A 13,443-nucleotide genomic window follows, 5' to 3' on the forward strand; every position below is an offset into this window, starting at 1 on the left:
TTGATGGTTTACCGTTTTGCGGTGGAATGGTGACAGAATCGTGAATTTTCACGGCCTGTACCGGCCTCTTTCCACAGGAATTGCACCGATTTATAGAGGTGCACAGTACCTGTGGAAGCGGGCAAGCCCGCGAAGAGGCCAGTACAGGTTGAATTCAGTCGTCTGTAGCCTTGATCGACTTGGGCGACAGACGCAGGCTGCGCAAGCTGCGCTTCACGCTCTTCAGGTGGTTGACCAGGCTAGGCCCGCGCGCCATGGCAACGCCCATGGCCAGCACGTCGATCACCACCAGGTGGGCAATACGCGAGGTCAGAGGGGTATAGATCTCGGTGTCTTCATGCACGTCGATCGCCAGGTTGACCGTCGACAGCTCGGCCAGCGGCGTCTGGCTGGGGCACAAGGTAATCAGGTTGGCGCCGCTCTCACGCACCAGGTTGGCGGTGATCAGCAGGTCCTTGGAACGGCCCGACTGGGAAATACACACCGCCACATCACCCGGTTTCAGGGTAACCGCCGACATCGCTTGCATGTGCGGGTCGGAATACGCTGCCGCGCTGAGCAGCAGGCGGAAGAATTTGTGCTGGGCATCGGCTGCAACCGCACCGGACGCGCCAAAGCCATAGAACTCTACCCGCTGCGCCTGGGCCATGGCGCTCACTGCTTGTTGCAGCGCCTGCGGATCAAGGTGCTCGCGCACTTCCATCAGGGTGTGCAGGGTGGTGTCGAAGATCTTCAGACTGTAGTCGGCGACCGAGTCATCTTCGTGGATGGCGAACTGACCGAAACTGGCCCCTGCAGCCAGGCTTTGTGCCAGCTTCAGCTTCAGGTCCTGGAAACCCGAGCAGCCAATGGCCCGGCAGAAACGCACGATGGTCGGCTCACTGATACCCACGCTGTGCGCCAAGTCGGCCATGGAGCTGTGCATGACGGCAGCCGGGTCGAGCAGCACGTGGTCGGCCACTTTCAGTTCCGATTTGCGCAGCAGGTGGCGCGATTGGGCGATATGTTGCAACAGATTCACAGGCTGGACTCGGTTATGATCGGCTTGCCGGGTTGTAGCTTTCTTGTAGTTATACTACATGGACGCCAACCCGCCCAGTTAAACGAACGTGGAGAGTGGCGGTTTGACTATTCCTTGCGACATTCTGGTCTTCGGCGGCACCGGTGATCTGGCCCTGCACAAATTGCTTCCGGCGCTCTACCACCTGTTTCGCGAGGCCCGTCTGAACCCTGCCGTGCGGGTCATCGCACTGGCCAGACGCAACCTGCCACGCCTCGACTACCTGAAACTTGCCGAACGCCATTGTCGCGCGCAGATTGCCCGCAGCGACTTCGACGAGGAGGTGTGGCAGCGGTTTTCTGCACGGGTCGACTACTTCCCGATGGATGCTTCACAAAGCGCCGACTTCGGCCGCCTGGCACGCTACCTGGGCGAACCCGGTGGGCTGACGCGCATCTTCTACCTGGCCACCGCTCCCAACCTGTTCGTGCCGATTGCCAACCACCTGCGCATTGCCGGACTGGCCGACACCGAAGCGCGCATCGTGCTGGAAAAACCGATCGGCCATTCGCTGGAATCCGCCACTGCCATCAATGAAGCGATTGGCACGGTGTTCGAAGAAAGCCAGGTGTTCCGCATCGACCACTACCTGGGCAAGGAAACCGTGCAGAACCTGATGGCCCTGCGTTTTGCCAATGCCCTGCTGGAGCCGGTGTGGCGCAACAACCAGGTCGACCATGTCCAGATCAGCGTTTGCGAGACGCTGGGCGTAGAAAACCGCGGTGCCTACTACGATCGCGCCGGGGCTATTCGCGACATGCTGCAGAACCACCTTCTGCAACTGCTGTGCCTGGTGGCCATGGAGCCACCTGCGCAGTTCGAGGCCGAAGCGGTACGCGACGAAAAGGTGAAAATCCTGCGCGCCCTCAAGCCGATCACTGGCCAGGATGTGCAGGACAAGACAGTACGCGGCCAATATGGCGCCGGGCGTATCGGCGGCCAGGAAGTGCCGGCCTACTACTTTGAAAAGGATGTCGACAACGACAGCGATACCGAGACTTTCGTGGCCATCGAGGCGCACATCGACAACTGGCGCTGGGCGGGCGTGCCCTTCTATCTGCGCACCGGCAAACGCATGGCGCGGCGCGCTTCGCAGATCGTCATCCAGTTCAAGCCAGTGCCTCACGAACTGTTCAGTGGCGGCCAGGTAAACCAGCTACTGATACAGCTGCAACCGGACGAACGCATCAGCCTGCGCATGATGACCAAGAGCCCAGGCAAGGGCATGCGCCTGGAGCCCGTGGAGCTGGACCTTAATCTGGCCCAGGTGTTCAGCCAGACTCGCCGCTGGGAAGCCTACGAGCGTTTGCTGCTGGATGTGCTCGAAGGTGATTCGACACTGTTCATGCGCCGCGATGAAGTGGAAGCAGCCTGGGCCTGGGTAGATCCAATCATCAAGGGCTGTGAAGAGCACTTCCAGGCGCCCCGCCCCTACCCGGCTGGCAGTTCTGGGCCCGAGCAAGCCAACAGCCTGCTCGCCAGGCATGGCAGGCACTGGCATGGCTGAATTACCTGCGCGTTGACGCTACCTTCAATCTGAAACAGGCGCAGATAAAGTTCAAAGGGGCGAAGTCCTTTGCCTTGAAGGCCATTGACTGACCATGCGTCAGCCAGCTTGCGCAGGCCGTAGCTGACCCCGGACCGATGAGCGGGATGCAGCCAGGTGAATATTCATACAGTAGATATTTGCCCCTTACCCGGCATCGCCCTAGAATGGCCCGATGCGCACAGACGACCTCTCTCTCCTGCTGAACTCCCTCAACGATGCCCAACGCCAGGCCGTAGCGGCCACGCTTGGGCGTCAACTGGTGCTTGCCGGTGCCGGTTCCGGTAAAACCCGCGTGCTGGTACACCGTATCGCCTGGCTGATCCAGGTCGAGCAGGCATCGCCGCACTCGATCCTGTCGGTGACGTTCACCAACAAGGCCGCAGCAGAAATGCGCCAGCGGATCGAACAACTGCTGGGCATCAACCCGGCAGGCATGTGGGTCGGCACCTTCCACGGCCTGGCCCATCGTCTGTTGCGGGCCCACTGGCAGGAAGCACGGCTGGTGCAGAATTTCCAGATCCTCGACAGCGACGACCAGCAGCGTCTGATCAAGCGGGTGATGCGCGAGTTGGGCCTGGACGAGCAGAAGTGGCCGGCACGCCAGGCCCAGTGGTTCATCAACGGGCAGAAAGACGAAGGCCTGCGCCCGCAGCATATCCAGGCGGGGGGCGACCTGTTCCTGGCGACCATGCGCGAGGTCTACACCGCCTACGAGCAGGCTTGCGAGCGCGCCGGGGTCATCGATTTCTCCGAGCTGCTGCTTCGCGCCCTGGACCTGTGGCGTGACCACCCGGGCCTGCTGGAGCACTATCAGCGACGCTTCCGCCACGTGCTGGTGGACGAGTTCCAGGATACCAACGCCGTGCAGTACGCCTGGTTGCGCCTGCTGGCACGCGGCGGCGACAGCCTGATGGCGGTAGGCGATGACGACCAGTCGATCTACGGCTGGCGCGGCGCCAAGATCGAAAACATTCACCAGTACACCGCCGACTTCCCCGACGCCGAAATGATCCGCCTGGAGCAGAACTACCGCTCCACCGGCGGCATCCTCAAGGCGGCCAACGCGCTGATCGCCAATAACAGCGGGCGCCTGGGCAAGGAACTGTGGACCGACATGGGCGAAGGCGAACCACTGACCCTGTACGCGGCCTACAACGAGCACGATGAAGCGCGCTATGTAGTGGAAACCATCGAGAGCCTGGTCAAGCAGGGCAATGCGCGCAACGAGATCGCCATCCTGTACCGCTCCAACGCCCAGTCGCGAGTGCTGGAAGAAGCCCTGCTGCGTGAGCGTATCCCCTACCGCATCTATGGCGGCCAGCGCTTCTTCGAGCGCGCCGAAATCAAGAATGCCATGGCGTACCTGCGCCTGATCGAAGGGCGTGGCAACGATGCCGCTCTGGAGCGGGTGATCAACGTGCCGCCGCGCGGTATTGGCGAAAAAACTGTCGAAGCCATCCGCGAGCACGCCCGCCACAGCCAGCTGTCCATGTGGGAAGCCATGTGCCAGCTGCTCGCTGCCAAGGCCCTGAAGGGTCGCGCCGCCAGTGCCCTGGGGGCCTTTATCGAGCTGATCGAGGGGCTGGCCGCCAAGGTCGTGGACATGCCGCTGCATACCATGACCCAGACCGCCATAGAACAGTCCGGCCTGATCACCTATCACCAGGAAGAAAAAGGTGAAAAGGGCCAGGCACGGGTAGAAAACCTTGAGGAACTGGTCAGTGCCGCACGCAACTTCGAGTCCACCGACGAAGACGCCGACCTGTCCCCGCTCTCGGCCTTCCTTGGCCACGCCTCACTCGAAGCTGGCGATACTCAGGCTGACGAGCATGAAGACAGCATCCAGCTGATGACCCTGCACAGCGCCAAAGGCCTTGAGTTCCCCTATGTGTTCCTGGTGGGCATGGAAGAAGGCTTGTTCCCGCACAAGATGAGCCTGGAAGAACCCGGCCGCCTGGAAGAGGAACGACGCCTGGCCTATGTAGGCATCACCCGCGCCATGCGCCAGCTGGTCATGACCTACGCCGAAACACGCCGCCTTTATGGCAGCGAGACGTATAACAAGGTGTCGCGTTTCGTGCGTGAAATTCCGGCCGGCCTGGTTCAGGAAGTACGCCTGTCCAACAGTGTCAGCCGCCCGTTCGGCGGGGCCAAGACGGCCACCAACAGCAACCTGTTCGCCAATGCCAGCATTCCGCAGACCGCGTTCAACCTTGGCCAGCGTGTGCAGCATGCAGTATTCGGCGAAGGCGTGATCCTCAACTTCGAGGGTTCTGGCGCTCAGGCGCGGGTGCAGGTGAACTTTGCCGAAGGTAGCAAATGGCTGATGCTGGGGTATGCCAAGCTCGAGGCTGTCTAAAGCCCACAAGGGTCGGGCCTGCCAACTTTGTAACATCAGGCAAAAGCTCGAAACACTATGTCGCTGGTCATGTGCCTGGGAACCTGTGCACCATGACGCGCGTGCAATCCACAACAGGGGATATCCCACTTATGCAACGTTTTCTTAGCATCGCACTGGCGCTCTGCGTCGGCCTGACGCTGAGCCTGGACGCCAGCGCCAAGCGTTTCGGCGGCGGCAAGAGCTCGGGCTCCGCGCCTATCCACCAGACCCGCCAGGCTACGCCAACCACGCCTGCAGCCGCGCCGACCGCACCTGGCCGTGCACCGGCTGCCGCAAGCGGTGCTTCGCGCTGGTTGGGCCCACTGGCCGGCCTCGCCGCCGGTGGCCTGCTGGCTTCCATGTTCATGGGCGACGGTTTCGAAGGCTTCCAGATCATGGACTTCCTGATCGTGGCGCTCATCGCCTTCCTCGTGTTCCGCTTCATCGCCGCGCGCCGCCGCCAGCAGCAGCCACAAATGGCCATGCCGGGCCATGCGCCGATGCAGCGTGAGGCTCACGCTCAGCCTGCGCAACCGTCGATTTTCGGTGGTTCGGCCGCACCTGCTGCCGCAGCAGCCCCGGTGATCAACGCGCCGGCCTGGTTCAACGAGCAGAGCTTCCTGGCTGCAGCCCGTAGCCATTTCCAGTCGCTGCAGCAGCACTGGGATGCCAACGAAATGGACAAGATCAGCGAGTTCGTTACCCCGCAAATGCTCGAGTTCCTCAAGCGTGAGCGTGCTGAACTGGGTGATGGCTTCCAGTCTACCTACATCGATAACCTGGAAGTGCAGCTGGACGGTGTCGATGATCGCGCCGACCGCACCGACGCTACCCTGACCTTCCGTGGCGTGTCGAAGAATTCGCGCTTCGACCAGGGCGAAGTGTTCAGCGAAAGCTGGCACATGGTTCGCGCCCAAGGCGAGAACCAGCCTTGGCTGGTAGCCGGTATCCGTCAAAACGGCTAATCGCTGCGTGCTAAACAGAGAACCCCGGGCTTGCCCGGGGTTTTTGCTTTTGCCAAAGTGGGCTACTAGGGTATAAGGCGCAGCGTTGTCATCTAGGTTAGAGGAAGTGAACCGTGGAAGAAGTGATCGAACAACTCCGTGAAGCGAATGAGCCGGTACCGGTGCCCTTGGAGCTTCCCGACGAAGACCAACTGGTAGAGATCGAAGAGCAGCTGTTCATCAATATTCCATTCGTGTTCAAAGAGTTTCTGCTGACCGTAAGTGATGTGGTTTACGGCTCCCTTGAGCCTGTTACCGTCACTGATCCGCAGTCGCACACCTACCTGCCAGATGTGGCATCCAATGCCTGGGATGCCGGCGTACCGCGTGACCTGATTCCGCTGTGCCAGGACGGCGACAATTACTATTGCGTCGAAGAAGACGGCACCGTGGTGCTGTGGGATGCCGAAGAGGAAATTGTCGGCGAAGACAGCTGGGAATCGGTGTGGCACTGGGCGCGAGATGTTTGGCTGGAGAGCTGATCGCTAGAGCCTATAGAGAAGCTCGCGATCTGAGGCAGGAAAAATGACGTCTTAGCGCGTCAAGGTCGTTAAATCGCCAGGCTTTCCACGCCTGGCGACATCGCTATAGCCCATCTTCTCGGCGAACGGGAGATCTTGCCTCGGGCGCAACCCCTCAGTGCGAGTTTTCGCGACTGTTCTCCAGCGTCTCCAACAACGCGATCTGCATGCGCGTGTGCACGCGGATGAACCAGCGCCACAACAACGCCACCACCACCGCAGCCACCACGGCAATCACCAGCAGCAATTCGCTGGTGGGCAGAATGCTGGCGGACAATGCCGACAGCAGCAGGAAAATCACCAGCAGCGACAACAGCGGGATCACTTCGGCGATCACACGGCGCACGCGCTGGGTATGTCGCCCGGCCATTTCCGGCTTCACGCCCATCTCTGCCAGTAGCATCGAGAGTGCCTTTAGCTTGCGGTACGCGGCGATCAGGAAAGGCAGTGACAGCAGCAATGCAGCCCCCCAAATGATGGCCTTCTGCTGGCTTACATCGCTGACCCACTCACTGAGCCAATTGCCGATACGCCCTGCAAAGTAGCCGCCACTGAAGAAGATGGCGATCACCAGCGCCAGGTTCACCCCAACCTGCAACAGGATGCGCCGGATCATCGCCGCCAGCATGGCACTCTCGCCCTGCGGCTGGATGTTGCGCAACCACTCACCATACAACGACAGCACGCGCGCGAGGCGGGCGGGCACCACATTGCCCAGTTTCTGCGACAACGGGTCAGCCGCGCGGATCAGGTAGGGTGTCAGCAACGTAGTGATTGCCGATACTGCCACCGCCACCGGGTAAAGGAAGTCGCTGGTCACCTGCAGGGTCATGCCCAGCGCGGCAATGATGAAGGAGAACTCGCCGATCTGCGAAAGCCCCATGCCAACACGCAGTGACGTGCGCCCATCATTGCCAGCAATGAACGCCCCCATGCCACAAGACAGCATCTTGCCCAGTACCACCGCCAACGTAATGACCACGATCGGCCAGGCATAGTCGAGGAGCACCTGAGGGTCAATCATCAGACCAATGGCGACGAAGAAGATGGCGCTGAAAAGGTCGCGTACAGGCTCGATCAAGCGTTCAATTTTCAATAGCTGCCGTGATTCGGCCATGATCGCGCCAATCAGGAAAGCGCCTAGCACCATGCTGTATTCCAGCTTCACTACCAGCAGGCAGAAGCCGAAACACAGGCCCAGAACGGTGATCAGCAACATTTCGTTGCTTTCGAACCTGGCGACGTAGGCCAATAACCGCGGCACCAGCAAAATACCGATGACCAGGGCGACGATCATGAACAGCGACAGTTTGCCGACAGTGGAGAACACCTCACCCGAGCTGACCGTGCCGCTGACCGCGATACCTGACAGCAGGGCAATGATACCGATGCCAAGAATGTCCTCGACGATCAACACGCCAAAAATCAGCTGGGCAAAGCGCTCGTTCTTCATCTTCAAGTCGTTGAGCGCCTTGACGATGATGGTGGTGGAGGAAATGGCCAGGATGGCGCCCAGGAACAGTGAATCCATGGTGCTCCAGCCAAACCAGCGGCCAATCTCGAAGCCGATCCAGATCATCAGGACGATTTCCAGGAACGCTGCGATGAACGCCGTGGCGCCAACCTTGAACAACTTGCGCAGGCTGAACTCGAGCCCCAGACAGAACATGAGGAATATCACGCCCAGTTCAGCGAGGATCTTGATGGTTTCTTCGTCATGAATAAGGCCGAATGGGGGAGTATGTGGGCCAATGATGAAGCCGGCGACAATGTAGCCCAGCACCACCGGCTGCTTCAGGCGGTGAAAAAGAATGGTGACGACGCCAGCGATCAGCATGATGACTGCCAGGTCCTGGATGAAGCTGATGGCATGCATGGCGTGATACTCCTTATCTCGTCTTTTTATGGATGCCTGGTCAGACCGCTCCTGCCGAGGCAACCCTGAGCGAGCAGCAAGTACATACTGTATTGAATGCAGCGACGCCCATGTTGCATGGGCGCACTCAGGTTAACATCGCACTCCGCCGCTAAAAGTCGGTGCAATATGCAGAAACAGATCGGCTGGAAAAGCGCTCGTGATGGCATGATCAGCGTGACGACAGCGCGCCAGCCAACGTCCCGTATCAGCAAGGCAAGTTCAAAGAGGGGAACAGAAGTGTCAGCAGATAACGCCCTCCATTCGCCCGATTCAGCGCAACCTCACCGTGAGCACACTATGGAACCTGGAAACGCCCAGCTGAGCATGACCGTCCTGATGACCCCGGACATGGCCAACTTTTCTGGCAACGTACATGGCGGCACCCTGCTCAAGTACCTCGACGAAGTGGCTTATGCATGCGCCAGCCGTTATGCCGGCAGCTATGTGGTGACCCTGTCGGTCGACCAGGTGATCTTCCGTGAACCCGTACATGTGGGTGAACTGGTGACCTTCCTGGCGTCAGTCAACTACACCGGCAACACTTCGATGGAAGTTGGCATCAAAGTTGTGACCGAGAACATTCGCGAGCGCTCGGTGCGCCATTCCAACAGCTGCTTCTTCACCATGGTCGCGGTCGATGACAACCGCCGCCCGGTGCCGGTGCCGCCGCGCCAGCCGTACAGCAGCGAAGAAAAACGCCGCTTCCTGCAGGGCCAGCAGCGCCGGCAGATCCGCCAGGAACTGGAAAAGCGCTACCAGGACCTGAAAACCGACGCCATTTAAAGCGCCAGCAACTGCGCCTCGAAGCGCACCCGTGGGTGCGCAATGCGGTCCTGGGCCCGTACCAGCTGCAATTCGTAGCTGGCGCAGGCCTGGGTTTCCAGCAGCACTTCATGCACTGCCGCAGCGGTGAACTCGAATGCCTGCACCCAGCTGTCGCCAAGCAGCACGCGGGCCAGGAACAGGCCTGAGGTCAGGTCACCCACCCCAACCGGCTGACGCGGGAACGCCAGCAGCGGGCGGCGCAGGTGCCAGCTGTGCTCGGCGGTCACCAGCAACATTTCGAACTGTTCTTCGGCCCGCCCGGGGTACGCCAGGTGCTTGACCAGTACAACCTGCGGCCCACGCTGCAGCAGGCTACGCGCCATGTTCACGCAATCCTCCAGCGACTGGGCGCGGCGCCCACAGAAGCTGTCCAGCTCCAGCTGGTTGGGGCACAGGATGTCCGCCGTGGCTGCCGCCTCGTCAAGCAGGAACTCACTGACTTCCGGCGGCACGATGCAGCCTTTTTCCGGGTGCCCCATGACCGGGTCGCACAGGTACAAGGCTTTTGGGTTTACCGCCTTGATCCGCTCGACGCCGGCCAGGATCGCTCGCCCTTGTTCGGCGCTGCCCAAATAGCCGGAAAGCACTGCATCGCAGTGGCCCAGCTCACCGATGTTGGAAATGCCTTCCACCAACGCAGGAATTTGCGCTGGCGCAAGCACTTCACCCGCCCACTGGCCATACTGTGTGTGATTGGAGAACTGCACGGTATTGAGTGGCCAGGCATTGACCCCGATACGCTGCATGGGGAATACCGCGGCGCTGTTGCCGGCGTGGCCGAACACCACGTGGGACTGAATGGCGAGCAGGTGCGGGGTACGTTTCATGCGGGAGGTTTCCAAAGCTGTTTCAAGGATTGTGCGCAGCGCAGTATGAACTCGATTGCTACCTGTACGACAGGCCAGGAACGCAGTTAAGCTGGATCTACCTGTTTGGAGCATATGCAAATGTTGACCCTGGAGAACCTCTTCGTCCTGATGCTGGTAGCCACGGCAGGCGCTTGGTTGTGGCACAACCATGGGTTGCGTGAAAAGGCCCTGGAACGGGTCAAACAGCATTGCGCCAAACTCGACCTGGAGTTGCTTGACGATGCCGTAGCGCTCAAACGCATCGCCTTTGTCCGGGATGCCAATGGCCGAAAGCGCCTGGCACGCGTCTATGCCTTCGAGTTCACCGTCACGGGTGAGCAACGTCACCCCGGCACCGCGACCCAGTTCGGCGCCCACAGTGTGCAGATCGAACTGGCGCCCTACCCGTTCGAAATCAAGACCCCACCACGCGCCGACAACGTCATAGAGATGCAGCAATGGCGCCAGGAGCACAACCGCTGGCGCAACTGATCAACTGACGCGACATTCATTCAACCCGGCTTGCAAAGCGGGTTGCGGTTGCGGCTGATCGAAAATCAGCTCGATACGGCTGTCCCTGCGCCAGTCGCTGGGCTGCCAAGCAGGCATATCCCCATTCAGCCCATTGAATGACCACCAGCCTTCCATGCTGTGGATAACGCCCTTCGCCCGTCGCCATGGCCATGCACATAAGAAAGCCTTGAGCCGCTGTGGATAAAACTGTTGGCCAGGGTGCCACCGCCAGCCAATACTCCAACCGCCCTCCCCTTGCTGGACAAGGCAAATCGGCTGACTGGGGTCAGCCCACAGTGCTGCTGGGGCGATTCCAGGATTGTCGACAATCCTGCTTTTCAAAAACGGGCTGTCAACAATCTGTGGAGGCACCGTCGGGAGGCCGGCCAAAGGCAGCTGCCCTTGCACGGTCCACATGATCCTCTTTTCTTTAAATTTATTACTTATCAACAACTTATGTATTTCATCCACAGCCTCTGACTTATTAAAAACCACGCTTTCAGAGGCGTTGAAAGCCTGCTGTTGAGCCTCTGGAAGCGGCTCGTTTCGAGCCATGGCTTGGGCATCCACAACCATCAGAAGTGGTTGAATTGTCAGCACTCCAACCCAAGGCGCCTGTTGCAACTGAGCCTGCAGCTGCAACGGATGGCCCAGGCCGGAAGGTTCGATAAACAGCCGGTCAGGCCGGGATTTGCGCAGTAAACGGCCGAGGCCGACCTGAAACGGCATACCGTTGACGCAGCACAGGCATCCGCCCGCCACCTCGCCGATGGCGATGCCGTCTTCGTCACGGCTGAGCAAGGCTGCATCCAGGCCGACCAGGCCGAACTCGTTGATCAATACCGCCCAGCGCTCGTTTGCAGGGCGCTGGGCCAGCAAGTTACGGATCAAAGTGGTCTTACCAGCACCCAGCGGGCCAGCAATTACATGGGTGGGAATGTTCTGCAACATGGCGTGGCTTCAGGCGGCGGTGATGCCTCACTATGCGCTGTCAGGCCAGCCAGTCAAGGCTGAGCAGCAAACGCCCCTGCTGTGCCGAAGGCGACCGATGAACCAGGCCTGCCCCTTCATTACCCCGCCATTTTTCGCCTTTAAGTATCGCCACCTCGCCGGCTTGCAGGTGCTGGATGTTATCCACAGATGGCTGAGCTGTGTGTAACTCACTACGACAGCTATCCTGCTCTTGCAACCACTCGCTACCTGGGCCGACGTAAGTGGTGAGCAGGCGCAATGGCACGTTATCCACATGGAAACGCGGGCACATCGGAGCGTTCAGAACGCGCAAGCGCAAACCGATCCGTCGGGCGCCAACCAGACAGGTATAAGCCGCCACCAACCAGGTCACATCAGCAACGAAAGCTTCATATCCATGCAAATCCGCCGCTTCACGCAGCAGATCTGGCAATACCGGCTTCTGCTCCTCGTCCACATCGATCACCCGCTGATCAGCCAAGGGCTGGCCAAGGCTGATCACCAATGCTGCAAAGTCCTCCAACTGTGGAGGCAAGCGCCGCCGCCATACGGCCAGATTCACGCCATCCTGCAGCACTCCGGCCAGCACCTGGGGCGTCTCGCCAAACACCTGAAAGATATCCACAGGCCGGTGCGCCAGGTTCATGCTGCCGCCTCCTCATGCCATGGGCCAAATGGATCAGGTAGGCGCAACCAGCCCATGTGGCCCAAGTCCATTTCTTGATCCGTCAACAGGCATGCATCGAGGGCTGTGGATAATTTTTCGAAGTCGATATTCTGCCCGATAAACACCAACTCCTGGCGGCAGTCACCAGTCTCAGCGGTCCAGTGTTTCAAGATCGCGGTCGTGTTATCCACATCCTGTGGCCACTGCTCGCGTGGCACGAAGCGCCACCAGCGGCCAGCCAGACCCTGTCGCATCATGCCGCCCGCTTGCGACCAGCTGCCAGCTTCCTGATATTTGCTGGCCAACCAGAAAAAGCCTTTGGAACGCAGCAGCCGTCCGTTGCTCCAGTCCGTGTGGATAAAGTCGTAAAAGCGCTGTGGATGAAGCGGCCGTCGAGCCTGCCAGGTCATGGCCGCGATACCGTACTCTTCGGTTTCTGGCACATGCTCACCGCGCAGCTCCTGCAACCAGCCTGGTGCTTGGGCCGCCTGATCGAAGTCGAACAGCCCGGTGTCGAGGATACGTGCCAGCGGCACTTGGCCCATGACCATGGGTACGATCTGCGCCCGGGCATTGAGGCTGCGCAAAATGGCGATGAGTTCGTCGCGCTCATGTTGGCTGATCAGGTCGATCTTGCTCAGCAGCAGCACATCTGCGAACTCGACCTGCTCGATCAGCAAATCACTGATCGACCGCTCGTCTTCTTCGCCCAACGTTTCACCGCGGCTGGCCAGGCTGTCTGCTGCCTGATAGTCGCGCAGGAAGTTCAAGCCATCGACCACGGTGACCATGGTGTCCAGCCGCGCCATATCAGACAGGCTACGGCCTTGTTCGTCGCGGAAAGTGAAGGTCTCGGCCACTGGCAATGGCTCAGAGATACCGGTGGACTCGATCAGCAAATAATCGAAACGCCCTTCTTCGGCCAGCCGCGCAACCTCCTCAAGCAGGTCTTCGCGCAACGTGCAGCAAATGCAGCCGTTGCTCATCTCGACCAGTTTCTCTTCAGCGCGGTTGAGGCTGACATTGCGCTGCACCTCGCTGGCATCGATGTTGATTTCACTCATATCGTTGACGATAACCGCGACCCGAAGGTTGTCGCGGTTGCGCAGCACATGGTTGAGCAGCGTGCTCTTGCCGGCGCCGAGAAAGCCGGACAGCACGGTGACGGGGAGACGATTGGACATGG

At 60.0% G+C, this 13,443-nt stretch carries 12 protein-coding genes; 6 read left to right on the forward strand and 6 right to left on the reverse strand.

Annotated features, from left to right (window positions below):
• Positions 1-154: 154 nt before the first annotated feature.
• Positions 155-1,021 carry a transcriptional regulator HexR gene (gene hexR, locus QCL51_RS24930; protein ID WP_003253273.1) on the reverse strand — a complete coding sequence of 289 codons (867 nt, stop codon included), beginning with the start codon at positions 1,019-1,021 and terminating at the stop codon, positions 155-157.
• Positions 1,022-1,124: 103 nt separating this feature from the next.
• Here hexR and zwf point away from each other — a divergent pair, with 103 nt between their 5' ends.
• The 4 genes from zwf (at position 1,125) to QCL51_RS24950 (ending at position 6,475) form a co-directional block, all read left to right on the forward strand.
• Positions 1,125-2,567: a glucose-6-phosphate dehydrogenase gene (zwf, locus tag QCL51_RS24935; protein ID WP_021785290.1), complete on the forward strand. Its 1,443-nt coding sequence runs from the start codon at positions 1,125-1,127 to the stop codon at positions 2,565-2,567.
• Between the two features lie 214 nt (positions 2,568-2,781).
• A complete protein-coding gene (gene uvrD, locus QCL51_RS24940) occupies positions 2,782-4,968 on the forward strand; it encodes a DNA helicase II (RefSeq protein ID WP_021785291.1) in 2,187 nt (728 codons plus the stop codon).
• Positions 4,969-5,099: 131 nt separating this feature from the next.
• Positions 5,100-5,954 carry a TIM44-like domain-containing protein gene (locus tag QCL51_RS24945; protein ID WP_021785292.1) on the forward strand — a complete coding sequence of 285 codons (855 nt, stop codon included), beginning with the start codon at positions 5,100-5,102 and terminating at the stop codon, positions 5,952-5,954.
• Positions 5,955-6,067: 113 nt separating this feature from the next.
• Positions 6,068-6,475: an SMI1/KNR4 family protein gene (locus QCL51_RS24950; protein WP_003253266.1), complete on the forward strand. Its 408-nt coding sequence runs from the start codon at positions 6,068-6,070 to the stop codon at positions 6,473-6,475.
• A 154-nt stretch (positions 6,476-6,629) separates the two neighbouring features.
• On the opposite strand, the gene QCL51_RS24955 is transcribed toward QCL51_RS24950, so the two are convergent.
• Entirely contained in the window at positions 6,630-8,390 is a 1,761-nt protein-coding gene (locus QCL51_RS24955; RefSeq protein WP_021785293.1) for a cation:proton antiporter, read from the reverse strand.
• 339 nt (positions 8,391-8,729) lie between these two features.
• Between QCL51_RS24955 and QCL51_RS24960 the strand changes: the two genes are divergently transcribed.
• Entirely contained in the window at positions 8,730-9,215 is a 486-nt protein-coding gene (locus QCL51_RS24960) for an acyl-CoA thioesterase (RefSeq protein WP_021785294.1), read from the forward strand.
• Here QCL51_RS24960 and pdxY read toward each other — a convergent pair.
• Positions 9,212-10,084, reverse strand: a complete 873-nt coding sequence (pdxY, locus tag QCL51_RS24965) for a pyridoxal kinase PdxY (RefSeq protein ID WP_003253261.1) — start codon at positions 10,082-10,084, stop codon at positions 9,212-9,214. The two genes, QCL51_RS24960 and pdxY, sit on opposite strands and share 4 nt — an antisense overlap.
• A 120-nt stretch (positions 10,085-10,204) precedes the next feature.
• Between pdxY and QCL51_RS24970 the strand changes: the two genes are divergently transcribed.
• Positions 10,205-10,597 carry a DUF3301 domain-containing protein gene (locus QCL51_RS24970; RefSeq protein ID WP_003253259.1) on the forward strand — a complete coding sequence of 131 codons (393 nt, stop codon included), beginning with the start codon at positions 10,205-10,207 and terminating at the stop codon, positions 10,595-10,597.
• On the opposite strand, the gene QCL51_RS24975 is transcribed toward QCL51_RS24970, so the two are convergent.
• From QCL51_RS24975 to zigA, 3 genes are read right to left on the reverse strand one after another with little or no spacing between them, the layout of a single operon-like run.
• Positions 10,598-11,569, reverse strand: coding sequence for a CobW family GTP-binding protein (locus tag QCL51_RS24975; RefSeq protein ID WP_330508761.1), 972 nt, complete (start codon positions 11,567-11,569; stop codon positions 10,598-10,600).
• Between the two features lie 40 nt (positions 11,570-11,609).
• On the reverse strand, positions 11,610-12,236 hold the full coding sequence (locus QCL51_RS24980; protein ID WP_275966565.1) for a DUF1826 domain-containing protein: 627 nt from the start codon (positions 12,234-12,236) through the stop codon (positions 11,610-11,612).
• Positions 12,233-13,441 carry a zinc metallochaperone GTPase ZigA gene (zigA, locus tag QCL51_RS24985; protein WP_028697460.1) on the reverse strand — a complete coding sequence of 403 codons (1,209 nt, stop codon included), beginning with the start codon at positions 13,439-13,441 and terminating at the stop codon, positions 12,233-12,235. Before zigA ends, QCL51_RS24980 begins: the two co-directional genes overlap by 4 nt.
• Positions 13,442-13,443 lie beyond the last annotated feature (2 nt).

It is taken from the genome of Pseudomonas sp. LTR0 (assembly GCF_036630035.1).
Classification (GTDB): domain Bacteria; phylum Pseudomonadota; class Gammaproteobacteria; order Pseudomonadales; family Pseudomonadaceae; genus Aquipseudomonas; species Aquipseudomonas putida_Y.

Coding starts and splice junctions, on each gene's coding strand:
- QCL51_RS24960 (WP_021785294.1), top strand. CDS start 8,730: ATGGAACCTGGAAACGCCCAGCTGAGCATGACCGTCCTGATGACCCCG.
- QCL51_RS24955 (WP_021785293.1), bottom strand. CDS start 8,390: ATGCATGCCATCAGCTTCATCCAGGACCTGGCAGTCATCATGCTGATC.
- pdxY (WP_003253261.1), bottom strand. CDS start 10,084: ATGAAACGTACCCCGCACCTGCTCGCCATTCAGTCCCACGTGGTGTTC.
- zigA (WP_028697460.1), bottom strand. CDS start 13,441: ATGTCCAATCGTCTCCCCGTCACCGTGCTGTCCGGCTTTCTCGGCGCC.
- QCL51_RS24975 (WP_330508761.1), bottom strand. CDS start 11,569: ATGTTGCAGAACATTCCCACCCATGTAATTGCTGGCCCGCTGGGTGCT.
- QCL51_RS24945 (WP_021785292.1), top strand. CDS start 5,100: ATGCAACGTTTTCTTAGCATCGCACTGGCGCTCTGCGTCGGCCTGACG.
- uvrD (WP_021785291.1), top strand. CDS start 2,782: ATGCGCACAGACGACCTCTCTCTCCTGCTGAACTCCCTCAACGATGCC.
- QCL51_RS24980 (WP_275966565.1), bottom strand. CDS start 12,236: ATGAACCTGGCGCACCGGCCTGTGGATATCTTTCAGGTGTTTGGCGAG.
- QCL51_RS24970 (WP_003253259.1), top strand. CDS start 10,205: ATGTTGACCCTGGAGAACCTCTTCGTCCTGATGCTGGTAGCCACGGCA.